This window comes from Pseudomonas sp. SMN5, from assembly GCF_052041925.1.
In the GTDB taxonomy this organism is placed as follows: Bacteria; Pseudomonadota; Gammaproteobacteria; order Pseudomonadales; family Pseudomonadaceae; genus Aquipseudomonas.
The window spans coordinates 109797-127056 of the sequence record NZ_JBKGGX010000006.1 but is presented as its reverse complement, the minus strand read 5'-3'; the positions used below and the strand labels follow the sequence as shown (position 1 = coordinate 127056).

The following is a 17260-nucleotide window of genomic DNA, read 5'->3' as shown; positions in this document are numbered from 1 at the left end:
GGCTTGGCTCCTGGTGGGTTCAGTTCAGGCAATCGGCGTGCTGACGCAGGTTCTGCCGGGCGTAGTAGTTAAAGGCGGCTGCGTGACGCTTGGGGCGGGCGATCCAGTCGTGGGCTTCGCGCCCCAGGTGAGGCAGGATCGGTTTCACCTCGCCGGCGGCCATGGCCAACAATTGCAACTTTGCGGCGCGTTCGATCAGTTGGGCGATGTTGCAGGCTTCTTCCACGGTGGCACCGGTGGATAACTGGCCGTGGTGGGAAAGCAGGATGGCGCGCTTGTTGCCCAGGGCCCCGGCGATCAGTTCGCCTTCTTCATTGCCCACAGGCACGCCCGGCCAGCCCTCCAGGAACGCGCAGTCTTCGTACAGCGGACACAGGTCCATGTGAGAGATCTGCAAGGGCACTTCCAGCATCGACAGCGCGGCGACGTGGGTCGGGTGGGTGTGAATGATGCAATTCACATCCGGCCGGGCGCGGTACACCCAGGTGTGAAAACGGTTGGCCGGGTTAGGAATGCCGTGGCCCTCCAACACCTCAAGGTCTTCATTGATCAGCAGCAGGTTGCCGGCGGTGATTTCGTCAAACCCCAGGCCCAACTGCTGGGTGTAGTAAGTGCCGGGTTGCGGCCCGCGCGCGGTAATCTGCCCGGCCAGCCCTGAATCGTGACCGTTCTCGAACAGGATACGGCAGGTCAGGGCCAGCTTTTGTCGCACAGTCCACGTATTATCCGGCAGTGTTTTCTGCATCTGGTTGACTGCATGCTGGACCAATTGGTCCTTCGGCGTCGTCAGTGTCTTGCTCATCTCCGTTCTCCTGATTCGTTCATCGGGCGTTCTTGATCCGCGTCATGGAAGCTATGAAGCAAAGGTGCTAATGACACTAAATAGACTATATGACACAAAGTGTCATTTGCAATCGCAGATTGTCCGTTTCTCTGGAAATGTTGGTTACCTATGTCCATTCGCTTGAAATTGCTCAGGAAAAAACTCGGCATGACACTGGACGTCCTCGCCGATAAAACCGGGATGACCAAGAGCTACCTGTCCAAAGTGGAACGCGGGCTGAGCACGCCCTCCATCGCCACGGCACTCAAGCTCGCCAAGGCGCTGAACGTGAACGTCGAGGAATTGTTCTCCGAAGAAAACGTTTCCCTCGACAGCTACAGCCTGGTGCGCTGTGGAGACCGCCAATCGTTGGCGGCGAGCAGTGGCAGCTCCGAATACGCGGTACTGGCCCATCAGGTGTCCGAGCGCAGCCTGCTGCCCTTCATCCTCTATCCCGCGAGCGAATTCACGGCGCATCACGCGTTCAAGGAACACACGGGGGAGGAGTTCCTGTTCGTGCATGAGGGCCAGGTGGAAGTGGATTTCATGAACGAGCGCGTGTTGCTGAATCGCGGGGATGCGCTGCATTTCAATGCACAGAAGCCCCATCGGCTGCGTTCGGTGGGGGAGGTTCAGGCGCAGTTGTTGGTGGTGGTCCACAGCGATGAATCGGTGGGGAAGGGCGAGGACGTTTAGTGCGTCGCTCCGTCAAAATGGGTTGGATGTGCAAACGCCTGATGGCGAGTCGCTGGTGGAGTTCGCCAACGGAAAGCGCTACGACGTGGACCTGCGCGAGTACATTCGCCAGTTTCCGGTGCTCCAGCCCCTGGAGGATCTGTCTTTGTTCGGGGCCGCGCAGGTGGGCGAATGGGGGTTCGATGTGAGCTGGGGTAATGATCTGGAGCTGGCGGGTGTCACCTTGCATCGGTTGGCGCTGGAGCAGGCCGGTGAGGTGATGCCGACTCAGGCATTCAAAGGCTGGATGGCTGCCAACAAACTTTCGCTGACAACCGCCGCACAGGAATTGGGCTTTACCCATCGCACCATTACCGCCTACAGCAGCGGCACTTCGCTGATTCCCAAGCACGTGGCCCTGGCTTGCAAGGGCTGGGAGTTTGAATACAAACGCAAGAGAGTGGCAAAAGCTGCAAGCGCAAAGACCCAGCAGACGGGTTGCTGATCAGCAGCGTCTGCCGAGTGAGCTAACCTCAGCGGGCGACTAGACGATGGGAGTGGACAAATATCGCAGTGTGCTGCAACGACTCCCGTATATCCGGCTTGGCTATCCCATGCCTGTTCGCAAATTGTTCGACCGCCGCCGTATCAAAACGCGTGGTCTGGATAAAGTCCAAGGCCTCGGCGCTTGTATTCAAGAACCGCGCAACGGGAGGAATCCTCAGTAGCCACTTCAGCAATCGCAGCGGCATGTAATGCTTGGGGGACTTCAAGCCGATGGGTTGCGCCACCTCTGCCAGGAGTTCTCGCAAGTTGGGCGTCTGGGCGTCCAGCGCCAGCAATTCCTGGCCCGCCATGGCAGGATCAAAAGCACTGACCGCCACCAGCTCAACCAGGTAATCCACGGTGACCATCGGCAGCCAGTGCTCGGCGGTACCGGGCACTGCGGTCAGCTTTCTCTGTATCAGGTTGCGTATCAGCGCCACCAGCGGCTGACCGTCAAGGATATGCCCCGTGCGACTGTGGCCAGACACCGTCGCGGGATGGACCACGGTCATTTCCCCGCCCTTGGCGGACATGAGCGCCAGGGTCGCAAAATGCGCCTCCAGCTTGCTCGCCTCATAACTGCCGACACGCCGGTAGACCGCAGGCCAATCCGTCAGCTCCGGACAACGAAGATCAATGCCGATGCGTTGCAGATGTTCATGATTCTTCAGCATGTAGCCGCCGATCATCACCAACCGGTTCTGTTGCTCAGCCGCCAACAGCGCCACGCGCTTCGCCCCTTCCACATTCACCGCACGCGCCTGCCCCAATGAAAGCCCCCAAGCGAAGTGCGCGCCCAGATGGAACACGACTTTGACCCGCCTCAACACTTCCCGGTCTACAAGACTCAGCCCGAGGTTGTCCCGTTCCAGATCGCCGGCTACGGCAAATACCCGGGATGCGTCCCCGCCCAAATGAGCGACTTGCTCGCGCAGTGCCGCCAGTCGCTCAGGACGACGCATCAACACCCGTACCGTGTGACCTTTGGCACTCAGGTTCGCCACCAAATGTTGACCGATAAAGCCGGTACCCCCGGTGACAAAGCACTCCACGCTCATTTCCCTGCTCCTGTTGTAAGGTGAGGAGCCAAGCGTAAACTGTCGACCCAACTCTACAGTCAAGCGGTGTTTTCATGAAAATCGGCGAACTCGAAGCCCGCAGCGGCGCCAGCCGTCATACGCTGCGTTACTACGAGCAAATCGGCCTGATCTCACCGCAGCGGCGAACCAACAACTATCGCGATTACTCAGCACAAACCCTACAGGACCTGGACTTTATCCAGCGCGCGCAAAGCATGGGGTTCTCCCTGGGGGAAATAGGCGAGATCCTGAATGCGCAGCGCAACCAGCTGATCGACTGTGCTGACGGCGCCAGGTTGATTGAAAAGAAGATGGCGGAGATCAAACAGAAAATCGCCAACCTTCAAGGCATTTATCAGTATCTGGATCAGGAGCGTGCGAACCTTGAAGACAGTGCTGCCAGGCAGCTTGAGCTTCAGCAGATGAATAGCGCTGCCAACTGAACGTTGCGCTTCAGAAGGCCTGTAAATCATCGCTTATGCCCGTCGAAGAGAAGGCGGCGTCAGAATTGGCTGACGTCCGTGGCGCTATCAGCTCCTTCCTTCCACGCTCAGCCGACATCGCCTTGCGCCTTTGCCTACAACTACGCCAGAATCCGCCGGCTTGTGCGCCTTGGGCCGCGTCGGTAGTTTGATTCCTGTCACTGCTCATCAGTGATCGGGTTTAGCAGCTCGTGGTGAAACAGGTTGTGCAAAGCGTCATTCAGTCAGGACCCCGTCCTGCACTCAATGGTGGCTGTGCGCAGGGCGTCCCCGGACGCGCCGGTTTCTTGTTTCCCCGGTCTGCTAACCTGCGTCCAGCCGCCTCCCATCGTTTAGCAGCGAGCGGGTGATGGCTTCTATACAGGAAGCAAGAGAATGGCAAAAATTACTCCAAATCCGCCAGGGACAGACGAAGCCGCATCCCGCGTCCAGTCAGCCCGGGACAAAGAACTCGACGACGCAGCAACGCGAGCGTTGGATTTCTACCTCAAACCAAAGCCTCAGAAAGAAACGTCTGACAATCCCAATACTATTTTTCGCATCGCGGCTGATGTGGATTCTGAGTGTTTGCTTGCCAGCCTCAGTGAGAACCTGGCTTCGGCCAATGCCATGATTGATGATTTGGCGTCTGATCTGGATGGGTCGCGACGGCGTGTGGCGTTGGGGATTCAGCAGATGATTGAGCTGAGTGAGCTGATGGCGAATCGGGCGTTGGATATTGTTGAGGTGAGATAGCCGGCCGCATTCAGCAACAAGAAAAAAAGGTCTTGCTCAGCAAGACCTTTTCCAATCAATCCGTGTATTTGACGTTAGACGTGAGCTGCGCGCTCAAACACCTCATCAAAAAAAGGGGACGGATTTATTTACTATGCGGCGGGCACTAGCCCCAACGCACGCAAACCTATCGGCCCAGCGGATATCCGTTGGGCTGATGTCATTTTTGTGATGGAGCGCAAGCACGAGCATCGTCTACGGGCAGAGTATGCTTGGCTGCTTGAGCACAAGCAGCTGCATGTTCAGAACATTCCCGATGACTATCGCTTCATGGATCCTGAGCTAGCGGATGTGCTTGAAAGTGAAGTGACGTTCTACCTAACTCCGTAGGTTCGATTGAGGCGTCACTTCCTTACAGCTGAGCGTTGGCTGCTTGTCTCGTTCTTAGAGGGGGTGTTGAAACAGGCACGTTCTGCTTTCGTTAATTTTCAGTGGCGGGCGTGTAGGTGATCGTACGGATGCACAGCTTCTTTCGTCGTCCAGAGGACGGGGTGAGGTAATGGCTTTCATTCGTGGCGAAGCTGGTTTGACTTTGGAAGCGGCCGTAGTCAGGCACTCATCATAGTAGGTTGGTAAGCGTTTCAGAGACAGATTGGCATATCGGGCCGGGCATAATAATAGGATGTCGCCAAAGCGGTATTGCTTGAAGGCTTGAATCGTATAGAACTTTTCGTCATTAGCGATAGGCGATGTCTCCCACAGCTTTGAATCGAAGGTTGCGAATGGATAATCAGCTTTATCTACCAAATACGGTAGAGGGCGGCTGTCCCGAAGCCTCATTAGATTTCCAGCGGCGAACGCCCAAAGGTCGAGGACCGGTGGCAATAAGAAGGTGGTTAGGATAAATACCAATCCTAGTGCCCCGGTGGCTTTAAACAAGCGATTTGTCGTGGTTCCCTGTAGTGTATAAAAGGCCATAACCGGGAACATTGAAATTAACATGAAGGCCAAGCAATATCCGATAACCACCGTCGCCTCCAAGCCAGACTCGGCTCCTCGCCAAGCCCCAAGCGCGAGCTGTGCTGGAAAAACTCCTGTCATTGCAGTAAAGCCCAGGAAAACTCCAGCAGCCAAAACTTTTGCGGCGGCGGCAAAAAAACGTCTCCGCGGCTTGATTGGTCCGAATCCAAGACTTACAAACCGAATTCTTTTGTCTTTGTTGCCCACAAGTACCCATGCTGCTAGCGCTGTTGATAAAGTGACGACTAATAAGAAAACTTTCCATGGTTCGAAGATGATGTCGAATGCAGAGGCCAACAGCATTCCTGCCAGCAGGGCGAAACCTAATAAAACAATGGGCACAAAACGCCTGGCCAGAATTATTTCGTTCTCGCGGTTGGATGTGACTATGCTCATGCAAAGTGAAAAGCTAAGCGAAGGGATGACTGTTAAAAGCAATATGATTAGTAGTCCAAACACTACGAAAATTAGCCAGACTAAAAGATTGGGTATGCTTCCGATGGATTCAAGTAGTAGTTCGGGGTGGCCGATAACCCACAAATATTTGCAAAGTAGGAGTATTGAAAATAGCGTGGCCGCAGGTACTAACCACCATTTGCCTTCATTTAGAACGTTAAGTGCATAATTTTTAAGTTTTGATTCACTGTCAGATACTGCTGTGGTCTCGGATGTGCTCATGCTTAATTCCTTTAATCATGATGTTTTATGGAGGTATATCGACTTAAGTGTTAGGTGTTATTCGCTCTTGCTCAACTTGATCGGTCATTGGATCTCTTTTAGATAATCCCGAAGCGCCACGAGCGGGGCCTTAAGCTCCTCCATCATTGGCGCAGCCCTGAAATCCTCTGCCAACCGTTGCAACTCCAGCCCCAGGACGGTCTCCTCGCCCCCAACTGCCTCCAGCGCCCGCCCCAAACACTGCTGTAGCGTCGCATGAATCCCAACCAAATCCCCCCGCCGCACCAACAACCCAAACACCTCCCGATCACAACCGCCCATCAACGGATCATCCCGCAAAATCGGACTATGCCCCTCCGTCTCATAAGCCAGCTTCAGCGAGTAAAGAGCGACCGTTTCCAGCAGCAATTCCATGGGGTGAAATCCTTTGTCAGCGGATGAGGAGGGGCGGTGGATCAACTGGGCGTCGCAAGGCGGAGCATTGGTTGGGGCTGTGACATTTTTGTGAGCGCTTTGCGCTCAAGCGGGAGCAAGCTCCCTCGCCACGGGTTCCTACTAGCCACAGATTCTTCCTTGCCAGAGGTTTGGTCGTTGTGGCCGCTTCGCGACCCAGCAGGGATAAATCCCCTCGCCACAAATGGATCGGGTGACTTTCCTGTAGACGAAAAAAAAGACCTTGAATTTCAAGGTCTTTCTTTAAGATGGTGCCCCGAGGGAGACTCGAACTCCCACTCCTTTCGAAAACGGATTTTGAATCCGCCGCGTCTACCAATTCCGCCATCAGGGCTCAATGGCGGCGAAGTATAGAGAGGTGACTACCGTTGGTCAATCACGTTTCATGGTCAATTTTTGATATTTCCGCTAGACTTTCCGGCCCTGCTAGACGAACCCCATCATGCGTGTTGCTGACTTTACCTTCGAACTCCCTGATTCGCTGATCGCTCGCCACCCCCTGGCGGAGCGTCGCGCCAGTCGACTGTTGACCCTGGACGGGGTCAGCGGTGCCATGGCTCACCGTCAATTCACTGATTTGCTGGAGCATTTGCGCCCGGGCGATTTGATGGTGTTCAACAATACCCGGGTGATTCCGGCGCGGTTGTTTGGCCAGAAAGCCTCCGGCGGCAAGCTGGAGATTCTGGTGGAGCGGGTGCTGGACAGTCATCGCGTGCTGGCCCATGTGCGCTCCAGCAAGTCGCCCAAGCCGGGTTCGTCGATCTTGATCGACGGCGGGGGCGAGGCGGTGATGGTGGCGCGGCATGATGCGTTGTTCGAGCTGGAGTTTGCCGAAGAGGTGTTGCCGCTGCTCGACCGTGTCGGGCACATGCCGCTGCCTCCTTATATAGATCGCCCGGACGAAGGTTCGGATCGCGAGCGCTATCAGACCGTGTACGCCGAGCGCCTGGGGGCGGTGGCGGCGCCGACGGCGGGGCTGCATTTCGATCAGCCGTTGCTGGAAGCGATTGCCGCCAAGGGCGTGGAGACCACGTTCGTGACGCTGCACGTCGGCGCCGGGACGTTCCAGCCGGTGCGGGTCGAGCGCATCGAGGACCACCACATGCACAGCGAATGGCTGGAAGTGAGCCAGGAAGTGGTCGACGCGGTGGCAGCCTGTCGCGCCCGCGGCGGTCGGGTGGTGGCGGTCGGGACCACCAGCGTGCGCTCCTTGGAAAGCGCTGCCCGTGACGGCGTACTCAAGCCGTTCAGTGGCGACACCGATATCTTCATCTACCCAGGCCGGCCGTTTCACGTGGTCGATGCCCTGGTCACTAACTTTCATTTGCCCGAATCCACGCTGTTGATGCTGGTTTCGGCGTTCGCCGGTTATCCCGAAGCCATGGCCGCCTACAAGGCCGCCGTCGAGCATGGATACCGCTTTTTCAGCTACGGTGATGCGATGTTCATCACCCGTAACCCCGCGCCACGCGGACCCGAGGAAACAGTATGAGTCGCACCTGTCGCATGTCCTTCGAGTTGCTCGCCACCGATGGCAAGGCTCGTCGCGGTCGTCTGACCTTCCCGCGCGGTACGGTGGAAACACCTGCGTTCATGCCGGTGGGCACCTACGGCACGGTCAAGGGCATGCTGCCACGGGACATCGAGGCCATCGGCGCGGAAATCATCCTGGGCAACACCTTCCACCTGTGGCTGCGTCCGGGCATGGAAGTGATCAAGGCCCACGGCGACCTGCACGATTTCATGCAGTGGAAAGGCCCGATTCTGACCGACTCCGGCGGCTTCCAGGTGTTCAGCCTGGGCGCCATGCGCAAGATCAAGGAGGAGGGTGTGACCTTCGCCTCGCCGGTGGACGGTTCCAAGGTGTTCATGGGTCCGGAAGAGTCGATGCAGGTGCAGCGCGACCTGGGCTCGGACATCGTGATGATTTTCGACGAATGCACGCCGTACCCGGCCGATGAAGACGTGGCGCGGGTGTCCATGGAGCTGTCGTTGCGCTGGGCCCAGCGTTCCAAGAACGCCCATGGCGACAACACCGCCGCGCTGTTCGGCATCGTCCAGGGCGGAATGCACCAGGACCTGCGCATGCGCTCGCTCGAAGGCCTGGACAAGATCGGTTTCGACGGCCTGGCGATTGGCGGCCTGTCGGTAGGCGAACCCAAGCATGAAATGATCAAGGTGCTGGATTACCTGCCGGGCCAGATGCCTGCTGACAAACCTCGTTACCTTATGGGCGTTGGCAAACCGGAAGATCTGGTTGAGGGTGTGCGCCGCGGGGTGGACATGTTCGATTGCGTGATGCCAACCCGTAATGCCCGCAATGGGCATCTGTTCATCGACGCGGGCGTGCTGAAGATCCGTAACGCGTTCCATCGCCATGATGATTCGCCGCTGGATCCGACCTGCGACTGCTACACGTGCAAGAACTTCTCCCGCGCTTATCTGCATCATTTGGACAAGTGCGGCGAAATGCTCGGTAGCATGTTGAATACGATCCACAATTTGCGTCATTACCAGGTACTTATGGCTGGTTTGCGCGAGGCTATTCAACAGGGTACATTGGCCGCCTTCGTCGAGGCCTTCTATGCCAAGCGCGGGTTGCCTGTACCGCCCTTGGACTGAGTTTTCCGATCCTAAGATTCAATACTTGCAACTGGAGTGCTAAATGAGCTTTTTTATCTCTAACGCCATGGCTGATGCCGCTGCCCCTGCAGCTGCGCCTATGGGTGGCGGTTTCGAGTGGATTTTCCTGGTCGGCTTCCTGGTCATCTTCTACCTGATGATCTGGCGTCCACAGGCCAAGCGCGCCAAAGAGCAGAAGAACCTGCTGAGCAACCTGCAGAAGGGCGACGAAGTGGTCACCACCGGCGGCATCGCTGGCAAGATCACCAAAGTGGCGGACGATTTCGTGGTTCTGGAAGTGTCCGACACTGTTGAAATGAAGTTCCAGAAGGGCGCTATCGCGGCCACGCTGCCAAAGGGCACGCTGAAAGCGATCTAAGGTTTTCAACTTCTCTTCAATCGACGGGGCGCGCAAGGCGCCCCGCGTCATAAGCGGGCGGCGTGATGCTGAACAAATACCCTCTGTGGAAATATGTACTGATCCTGGCGGTGCTGGCGATTGGTCTGATTTATTCCGCTCCCAATCTCTACCCGGATGACCCGGCCATCCAGGTCAGTGGCGCAAGCACTGCCTTGCAGGTCACCCAGGCGGATCTGGACCGTGCGAGCGCTGCGCTCAAGGCTTCGGGAATCGAAGTCAAAGCGGCGTCCATCGCCGAAAACGGCAAGGGCGGCCTGTTGCGCCTGGTCAAGGCTGAAGACCAGTTGCCGGCCAAGGACGTGGTGCGCAAGGCCATGGGCGACGATTACGTTGTAGCCCTGAACCTGGCCCAGACCACCCCGCAATGGCTGCGCAAATTCGGCGCGCACCCCATGAAGCTCGGCCTGGACTTGTCTGGTGGTGTGCACTTCCTGCTGGAAGTGGACATGGACAAAGCCCTCGACGCGCGCATGAAAGTCTACGAAGGCGACGTCAAGAGCCTGTTGCGTAAAGAGCGCGTGCGCTACCGCAGCCTGCCGGCCTTCAACGGTGCCATTCAGCTGGGCTTCAGCGATGAAGATACCCGCGAGCAGGCCCGTGCACTGATCCGCAAGACCTTCAACGATTTTGACATTGTACCGGCCGACCTCAATGGTCAGGCGGTGCTGCGTCTGGCGATGACCCCGGCCAAGCTGGCGGAAATCCGCGAATACTCCATCAAGCAGAACTTGACCACGGTCCGTAACCGCGTCAACGAGCTGGGTGTGGCCGAACCGATCGTGCAACGCCAGGGTGCCAACCGCATCGTGGTCGAACTGCCGGGCGTGCAGGACACTGCCGAAGCCAAGCGTATCCTCGGCAAGACCGCCAACCTGGAATTCCGCCTCGCGGCCGAGCCGGGTGCCTCCAAGGCGACGTCCGAAAGCTTCGAATTCCGTGAGGGCAATCGTCCGGCGGCGCAGATCGAGCGTGGCCTGATCATCACCGGTGACCAGGTCACCGACGCCCAGGCGAGCTTCGACGAGCACGGTCGTCCACAGGTGAACATCCACCTCGACGGCCACGGCGGCGAACTGATGAGCCGCGCCACGCGCAGCAACGTCGGTCGCAGCATGGCGGTGATCTTCATCGAGCAGAAGCCGACCACCACCTACACCAGGCAAGTGGTCAATGGTGTCGAGAAAGACGTTCCGGTGCAGACCTTCAAGGAAGAGAAGAAGATCATCAGCCTGGCGACCATCCAGTCGCCACTGGGCAGCCAGTTCCGCATCACCGGCCTGAACGGCCAGGGTGAATCCTCGGAGCTGGCCCTGTTGCTGCGTGCCGGTGGCCTGGCCGCGCCGATGTACTTCGCTGAAGAGCGCACCATCGGCCCGAGCCTGGGTGCCGACAACATCACCAAGGGTATCGACGCTTCGTTGTGGGGCATGCTGTTTGTGTCGCTGTTCATCATCGCCATCTACCGCTTCTTCGGCATCATCGCCACGGTCGCGCTGGCGGTGAACATGGTGATGCTGCTGGCGCTGATGTCGCTGCTGGGGGCTACACTGACCCTGCCGGGTATCGCCGGTATCGTGCTGACCATGGGTATGGCGGTGGACGCCAACGTGCTGATCTTCTCGCGGATCCGTGAAGAGATCGCCGCCGGCATGTCGATCCAACGGGCAATCAACGAAGGCTTCGGCCGGGCATTCACCGCGATCCTCGACGCCAACCTGACCACGTTGCTGGTCGGCGGGATTCTCTTCGCCATGGGCACCGGCCCGGTCAAGGGCTTCGCAGTGACCATGTCCCTCGGGATCTTTACCTCGATGTTCACGGCCATCATGGTGACCCGCGCAATGGTCAACCTGATCTTTGGCGGTCGTGACTTCAAGAAGTTGTGGATTTAAGGGGCTGCCATGTTACGTACAATCAACTTCATGGGCGTTCGCAACGTTGCGTTCGGCGTCACATTGTTTCTTACCGTACTGGCGTTGTTCAGTTGGGCCACCAAGGGCCTGAACTACGGCCTGGACTTCACCGGCGGTACGCTCATCGAGCTGACCTACGAGCGTCCGGCCGACGTCACCAAGGTGCGTGAGCAGCTGGCGACGTCCGGTTACCACGAAGCCATCGTGCAGAGCTTCGGTGCAACCACCGACCTGCTGGTGCGTATGCCTGGCGAAGATCCGCAACTGGGTCACCAGGTTGCCGAAGCCCTGCAGCAGGCCGGCGGCGACAACCCGGCGCAGGTCAAGCGCGTCGAGTTCGTCGGTCCGCAGGTCGGTGAAGAGCTGCGCGACCAGGGCGGCCTCGGCATGCTGATGGCGCTGGGCGGCATCCTGATCTACCTGGCTTTCCGCTTTCAGTGGAAGTTCGCGGTGGGTGCGATTGTCTCGCTGATCCACGACGTGATCGTGACCGTGGGCATCCTCTCGTTCTTCCAGATCACTTTCGACCTGACAGTGCTGGCGGCGGTGCTGGCGATCATCGGCTACTCGCTCAACGACACCATCGTGGTGTTCGACCGGGTCCGTGAGAACTTCCGGGTGCTGCGCAAGGCCTCGTTGATCGAGAACATCAACATCTCGACCACCCAGACCCTGCTGCGGACCATGGCAACGTCGATCTCCACCTTGCTGGCGATTGCCGCGCTGTTGTTCTTTGGTGGCGACAACCTGTTCGGTTTCTCCATCGCGCTGTTCGTCGGTGTGTTGGCGGGTACCTACTCGTCGATCTACATCGCCAACGTGGTGCTGATCTGGCTGAACCTGAGCACCGAGGACCTGATTCCTCCAGCGGCCACTGAGACTCAGGTGGACGACCGCCCATAAGGCTCGGCTTCCCGCCCGTCACCCCTTGAAAGGCGCGAGTTGAACTCGCGCCTTTTTTTATGCTCCAAGGCTGGGAGAAGCGCGGATTATTCCGCTTGTGATGGTCAGGAGGTTCAAGTGAACAAGTCGATGCTGGTTGGTGCGGTATTGGGTGCTGTCGGTGTAACTGCCGGTGGTGCGGTCGCGACCTACAGCTTGGTGAAAAGTGGTCCTGAGTATGCACAAGTGTTGGCCGTGGAGCCGGTCAAGACTCAGATCAAGACTCCACGTGAAGTGTGTAAGGATGTCACCGTGACCCGGCAGAAACCGGTTCAGGATCAACACCAGATCGCCGGCACCGTGATCGGCGCCCTGGCGGGTGGCCTGCTCGGTAACCAGGTCGGCGGCGGCACCGGCAAGAAAATCGCCACCGTGGCCGGTGCAGCAGGCGGCGGTTACGCCGGCAACAAGATTCAAGAAGGCATGCAGGAACGCGACACCTACACCACCACCCAGACTCGCTGCAACACCGTCAACGACATCAGCGACAAGGTGGTTGGCTACGACGTACGCTACATGCTCGACGGCAAAGAAGGCAAAGTCCGCATGGATCGCGATCCGGGCAACCAGATCCCGGTGAACAAGGAAGGCCAGCTGATCCTGTCGCAGGCGCAGCAGTGATTGGCCTGAGCCGGCTGTAACGAAAAGCACCCTACGGGCAATGCCGATCAGTTAAGCCCTCTTGCTTGACCTTCAGCCGCAAGAAAACAAAATCCGATGCCTATGCGGGCATCGGATTTTTTATGCTTCACGCTCGGCTTTGGAGTACCGCTCTAGAAGTGGTAGGCGCTTAACAGTCAATCAAACGTATATTTGCCTTCTAGCATGAATGCTGGCTCTCTCCAGTTTTTCCCTCTGACAATCCCAGAGCCGCTATATTTTATAAATCCAGCGTCACACATTTGTTTAACGATTCTTAATAGGCCCATATTATCCGAAACATGTGCCCATTTAGCTCGGCTATACAGGCCGTCTAGTTGGGGAAGAGAAATGCCTCGCTCATATTTTGTGACAAATAGAATCACTTCCTCAGGCTTTTCGTTAAGCACAATTTCCTCAATGACGCTCATTATTTTCTCCTCCTATTTTTTTTGTACTCTCTTTTATTGTCTGCTTCTATGGCGTCAGGTGTATAGAGTAATTCAAAAGCGTCTTTGAGTTTGTAATCTTCTAGGGTTGCCGCGTGAGCGTTATTCCAAGTGACACCTTCATCATTGGGGTCAACGCCATCCGCTACCCCTAGGTTTCTGAAGCGTTCAAGCTCTCTGAGTTCATGAGTATAGAAGCGTTTGTCGGTAGCTGTGATTGCTAGTTCACCTCTAAGAATTTTTTCAAGACGATCAACCATGATCACATTGGCATCCGCAACGGGGAAACGCCTAATATTCAATTTGACTAGGCTTATACCCGCTTTCGTCACGATAGCATTGGTCCAATCTAAATTCTGGATTGCGCCTCCAGCTTTAGCTGGATTAAAGAATCGACCACTGTACTTCCCTCTCGTGGTGGCCCCTTCATAAGGGCTGTTGAAAACAACGTAAATCGGTGGCAGGCCACTGTCGATTGGAAAGCAGTAAATACAATCCCTGAAGTCAGGTGGCTCGATAGCTGGTAATGGTACAGGTTGTGCGTGCAGCGGTAACAGATCAACTCCAGTGTATCTCGGTATTTCCACTGGTCTGGCAGGTGAGATTGTCGAACTGTTTTCCCAGTGGATAATGGGAAAACTGAGGGTGATGGGCGGTGTGTCGGTGGAGGTGAAGCTGTAGCTGTTGGTCTTCTGGTCAAACTCCAGCGCCCGAACTGGCACCGCTGGCGAAATGTTCCCACCCGTCGGTGTTGCAACGAGTGTGTATTGGTTGAGGTCACCATAAATCCGATAGGGAAGATCGACGGTTCCTTCGGCAGCGGCAATTTCATTCAGGTTAGACGGTGCATCTGGCAAGACTGTGCTACCAGATAGCTTGAGGACCGTTTGAGGAAAACGCTCGCCGTTACCCAGAGCAGGTGAATAGAACAACGCACCAATACCAATCGCCGTTGCACGACTCAGAAGTGCTTCTCCCAGCCCTGTTAATAACAGAATGCTTTTGCGGAGCGCGGCCTCGAAGGTCCAACCGTCTGCATTTTGGACAGTGGCAGTGCCCGCCACGGTTACCAACTGTGCAGATTGACCAAGGGGTAAATTGAAGCTGTAGACAGTTTCGCCTCTAGCCAAGGCATTCTGGATTGCAGCATCTATGGCTGGAGAAGCGTCCTCTAACGCAGACACAGCCTCGACAAGAATTCGTTTAACGTAGGCGGCTGTCAGAGATCTCAGGAAATTTTCGTAATAACCTAGGCGTTCATACTCGTGTTCTGCAGTGTCGACATATGCCGCGAACATCTCACCCATTTCAGTGCTGTCCAGCGACAGTGGGTCTACACCGAATAAGATGTCCGCTTCATACCAGCTCCTATTCATTTCAATTCGTTGTAGGAGCTCGACAATGATTGCTTTCTTTTTTAAGGTGCCTTCAAACTCATTGAATGGGTGGGTATCAATAGCCGAATTTATGCGTATATCAATTTCATTTCGCACTCCCGTCGTGCTATTCGAGAAGGCGCTTTCTATCTGATCTTGGACAGAATGCGCTATGGCTACCAACTTTGAATATGCGTCGTGCTCTCTGTCGATAGTTTCAATGCGGTGATCCACAGTAACTGGCGGATGAGTGCCGTCCCAATTCAGAGCAGCATCAAGATTTGAAAAGAAGCCGGTATGTATTTTGTTAAAGTTGGGCGGAATGTTTGGCAATTTCAACGGTGAAGGAGGGGAAATCGACTTTTGCATGCAGCATCCTTGCTGTAGTTTGAGTTTTTTATTGAAATAAGCACCTTAAGTTATGCCGTAGCAATGGCGCCTGAGCAATAATGAAATTTTTACTGCATGTGAAATGGTTGGAATTCAATACCAATTAATACCCATATATTTCTTGCATGGCTTGACTGGTTGGTATCAGGGCTTGCCTGCGATGGCGGTATTAATTGGAGTACATGTGGTGACTGACTCGCCGCTATCGTTGGCGAACCCCCACAAGGAATGAGGTCGTTGGTGGGGTGGAATGACAGGCACAAAAAAAGCACCCCGAAGGGTGCTCTTTTCTGCAGCCAGTCGCTTAGCGTTTCAGCGAAGCCGGCAGGTGTGGCTGGATGGCGGTCAACACGGCCTTGAAGCACTTGGTGTTGCCGGCGACGATGTGACCTTTTTCAAGGAAGTCATGGCCGCCAGTGAAGTCGCTCACCAAGCCGCCGGCTTCCTGGATCAGCAGGGCGCCTGCCGCCATGTCCCACTCGGACAGGCCCGATTCCCAGAACGCATCGAAACGACCCGCCGCCACATAAGCCAGGTCCAGGCTGGCAGCGCCGGCGCGGCGGATGCCGGCGGTCTGGCCGACCAGGGCGCGGAACATGCCCAGGTAGTTATCCAGGTTGTCCATCTGGTCGTCACGGAACGGGAAGCCGGTACCCAGCAGGGCGCCGTCCAGGCTGGTGCGGCCACTGACGCGCAGGCGACGGCCGTTCAGTTGGGCGCCACGGCCACGGCTGGCGGTGAATTCTTCCTGGCGAACCGGGTCCAGCACGACGGCGTGTTCCAGGCGACCACGGTATTTGCAGGCGATGCTGACCGCGAAGTGAGGGATGCCGCGCAGGAAGTTGGTGGTGCCGTCCAGCGGATCGATGATCCACAGGTACTCTTCGCCTTCGATGCCTGTACCGGCATGCATGCCGGTCTCTTCACCGAGGATGGAGTGGTTCGGGTAAGCCTTGCGCAGGGCGTCGACGATTTTCTGTTCGGCGGCGCGATCGACCTCGGACACGTAGTCCTTGGCATCTTTTTCATCGACCTTGATGGTATCCAGGCGCTCGATGGAGCGGAAGATCAGTTCACTGGCGCTGCGGGCGGCGCGCAGCGCGATATTCAGCATGGGCTGCATGGATGTGTCACCTAAGGTTGTTAAAGAAAGCCGCGCATTCTATCAGAAAGTTTTCTCAGGTGAAGGTTGCTGTTCGCTTTCATAGCTTAACGGTAGGTGCTTATGTAAGATTTGCTCCCTTTATCGTGTTCGAGAGCGCCTCCCTTGTTGCAGAACATTCGTGTCGTCCTGGTCAATACCAGCCATCCGGGTAACATCGGCGGAGCTGCGCGGGCCATGAAGAACATGGGCCTGTCGCGCCTGGTGCTGGTCGAGCCGCGGCTGTTTCCCCATCACGAAGCCGATGCCCGGGCGTCCGGTGCCGATGATGTCCTGACGGGCGCGCAAGTGGTCGCCACCCTGGAAGACGCCTTGGTCGGGTGCAATCTGGTGCTCGGCACCAGTGCCCGTGACCGACGCATCCCCTGGCCGCTGCTCGACCCCCGTGAGTGCGGGACCAGGGTCGTCGAGGAAGCGGGGCAGGGCGGCGAGATCGCCTTGGTGTTCGGTCGTGAAGACTCCGGCCTGACCAACGAAGAGCTGCAGCGATGTCACTTTCACGTGCATATCCCTTCCGACCCGACGTTCAGTTCCCTGAACCTCGCGGCGGCGGTGCAGGTATTGGGTTATGAAGTGCGCATGGCCTGGCTGGCAGCTGAAGGCCAGCCAAGCAAGGTCGAGAAAACCGAGGTGACGTCGCCGCGCAGTGAGACACTGGCGACCATGGATGAGCTGGAACGATACTTTGAACACCTGGAACAGACCCTGGTGGACATCGAGTTCCTCGACCCGGAGAAACCGCGACACTTGATGGCGCGCCTGCGTCGGTTGTACGGACGAAGCTCGGTCAGCCGGGCGGAAATGAATATATTGCGCGGCATCCTCACGGAAACCCAGAAAGCGGCCCGTGGCGAGCTGATTAAGCGGAAGAAATAA

18 protein-coding genes and 1 tRNA gene are annotated in these 17260 nt (G+C 56.8%); 11 read left to right on the top strand and 8 right to left on the bottom strand.

What is annotated here, in order from left to right; translation table 11 throughout:
* Nucleotides 1-19: 19 nt before the first annotated feature.
* Complete coding sequence (locus tag ACLEJR_RS08225; RefSeq protein WP_440813208.1) at nt 20-802, bottom strand: aldolase; 783 nt, start codon at nt 800-802, stop codon at nt 20-22.
* Between the two features lie 150 nt (nt 803-952).
* On the opposite strand from ACLEJR_RS08225, the gene ACLEJR_RS08220 reads away from it, so the two are divergent.
* Nucleotides 953-1519: a helix-turn-helix domain-containing protein gene (locus ACLEJR_RS08220; RefSeq protein ID WP_440813206.1), complete on the top strand. Its 567-nt coding sequence runs from the start codon at nt 953-955 to the stop codon at nt 1517-1519.
* Nucleotides 1520-1547: 28 nt separating this feature from the next.
* Nucleotides 1548-2003, top strand: a complete 456-nt coding sequence (locus tag ACLEJR_RS08215) for a DUF2442 domain-containing protein (protein ID WP_440813204.1) — start codon at nt 1548-1550, stop codon at nt 2001-2003.
* A gap of 28 nt (nt 2004-2031) precedes the next feature.
* On the opposite strand, the gene ACLEJR_RS08210 is transcribed toward ACLEJR_RS08215, so the two are convergent.
* The gene (locus ACLEJR_RS08210) at nt 2032-3102 is read right to left on the bottom strand and encodes an SDR family oxidoreductase (RefSeq protein WP_440813203.1); all 1071 of its coding nucleotides are present in this window, start codon (nt 3100-3102) and stop codon (nt 2032-2034) included.
* A 74-nt stretch (nt 3103-3176) separates the two neighbouring features.
* Between ACLEJR_RS08210 and ACLEJR_RS08205 the strand changes: the two genes are divergently transcribed.
* Nucleotides 3177-3566, top strand: coding sequence for a MerR family transcriptional regulator (locus ACLEJR_RS08205; protein ID WP_440791448.1), 390 nt, complete (start codon nt 3177-3179; stop codon nt 3564-3566).
* 414 nt (nt 3567-3980) lie between these two features.
* The gene (locus tag ACLEJR_RS08200; protein ID WP_440813201.1) at nt 3981-4340 is read left to right on the top strand and encodes a DUF6124 family protein; all 360 of its coding nucleotides are present in this window, start codon (nt 3981-3983) and stop codon (nt 4338-4340) included.
* 423 nt (nt 4341-4763) lie between these two features.
* Here the strand turns inward: ACLEJR_RS08200 and ACLEJR_RS08195 are convergent, their stop codons facing one another.
* The 3 genes from ACLEJR_RS08195 to ACLEJR_RS08185 all read right to left on the bottom strand — a co-directional run bounded on the left by ACLEJR_RS08195 (nt 4764) and on the right by ACLEJR_RS08185 (nt 6804).
* Nucleotides 4764-6017, bottom strand: a complete 1254-nt coding sequence (locus tag ACLEJR_RS08195) for a hypothetical protein (protein WP_440813200.1) — start codon at nt 6015-6017, stop codon at nt 4764-4766.
* 84 nt (nt 6018-6101) lie between these two features.
* A complete protein-coding gene (locus tag ACLEJR_RS08190; RefSeq protein ID WP_092165661.1) occupies nt 6102-6431 on the bottom strand; it encodes a hypothetical protein in 330 nt (109 codons plus the stop codon).
* A 288-nt stretch (nt 6432-6719) separates the two neighbouring features.
* Nucleotides 6720-6804 (bottom strand) — tRNA-Leu (locus tag ACLEJR_RS08185).
* A 108-nt stretch (nt 6805-6912) separates the two neighbouring features.
* Here ACLEJR_RS08185 and queA point away from each other — a divergent pair.
* The 6 genes from queA to ACLEJR_RS08155 all read left to right on the top strand — a co-directional run bounded on the left by queA (nt 6913) and on the right by ACLEJR_RS08155 (nt 12989).
* A complete protein-coding gene (gene queA, locus ACLEJR_RS08180) occupies nt 6913-7962 on the top strand; it encodes a tRNA preQ1(34) S-adenosylmethionine ribosyltransferase-isomerase QueA (RefSeq protein ID WP_232776082.1) in 1050 nt (349 codons plus the stop codon).
* A 14-nt stretch (nt 7963-7976) separates the two neighbouring features.
* Nucleotides 7977-9092, top strand: a complete 1116-nt coding sequence (tgt, locus tag ACLEJR_RS08175) for a tRNA guanosine(34) transglycosylase Tgt (RefSeq protein WP_440813339.1) — start codon at nt 7977-7979, stop codon at nt 9090-9092.
* 43 nt (nt 9093-9135) lie between these two features.
* Nucleotides 9136-9471 (top strand): preprotein translocase subunit YajC, encoded by a 336-nt coding sequence (gene yajC / locus ACLEJR_RS08170; RefSeq protein WP_440791432.1) that lies wholly within the window; start codon nt 9136-9138, stop codon nt 9469-9471.
* A gap of 65 nt (nt 9472-9536) precedes the next feature.
* The gene (gene secD / locus ACLEJR_RS08165; protein ID WP_440813197.1) at nt 9537-11405 is read left to right on the top strand and encodes a protein translocase subunit SecD; all 1869 of its coding nucleotides are present in this window, start codon (nt 9537-9539) and stop codon (nt 11403-11405) included.
* A 9-nt stretch (nt 11406-11414) separates the two neighbouring features.
* Nucleotides 11415-12329, top strand: coding sequence for a protein translocase subunit SecF (gene secF / locus ACLEJR_RS08160; RefSeq protein WP_440791429.1), 915 nt, complete (start codon nt 11415-11417; stop codon nt 12327-12329).
* 117 nt (nt 12330-12446) lie between these two features.
* Entirely contained in the window at nt 12447-12989 is a 543-nt protein-coding gene (locus ACLEJR_RS08155) for a glycine zipper 2TM domain-containing protein (RefSeq protein WP_440813195.1), read from the top strand.
* Between the two features lie 176 nt (nt 12990-13165).
* Here ACLEJR_RS08155 and ACLEJR_RS08150 read toward each other — a convergent pair whose 3' ends face one another.
* The 3 genes from ACLEJR_RS08150 to suhB all read right to left on the bottom strand — a co-directional run bounded on the left by ACLEJR_RS08150 (nt 13166) and on the right by suhB (nt 16345).
* Complete coding sequence (locus ACLEJR_RS08150) at nt 13166-13438, bottom strand: hypothetical protein (RefSeq protein ID WP_440791425.1); 273 nt, start codon at nt 13436-13438, stop codon at nt 13166-13168.
* Nucleotides 13438-15201 (bottom strand): S-type pyocin domain-containing protein, encoded by a 1764-nt coding sequence (locus tag ACLEJR_RS08145; RefSeq protein WP_440813192.1) that lies wholly within the window; start codon nt 15199-15201, stop codon nt 13438-13440. Before ACLEJR_RS08145 ends, ACLEJR_RS08150 begins: the two co-directional genes overlap by 1 nt.
* A 325-nt stretch (nt 15202-15526) precedes the next feature.
* The gene (suhB, locus tag ACLEJR_RS08140) at nt 15527-16345 is read right to left on the bottom strand and encodes a type III secretion system regulator SuhB (protein ID WP_003185165.1); all 819 of its coding nucleotides are present in this window, start codon (nt 16343-16345) and stop codon (nt 15527-15529) included.
* 144 nt (nt 16346-16489) lie between these two features.
* Between suhB and trmJ the strand changes: the two genes are divergently transcribed.
* Nucleotides 16490-17260, top strand: coding sequence for a tRNA (cytosine(32)/uridine(32)-2'-O)-methyltransferase TrmJ (gene trmJ / locus ACLEJR_RS08135; protein ID WP_440791422.1), 771 nt, complete (start codon nt 16490-16492; stop codon nt 17258-17260).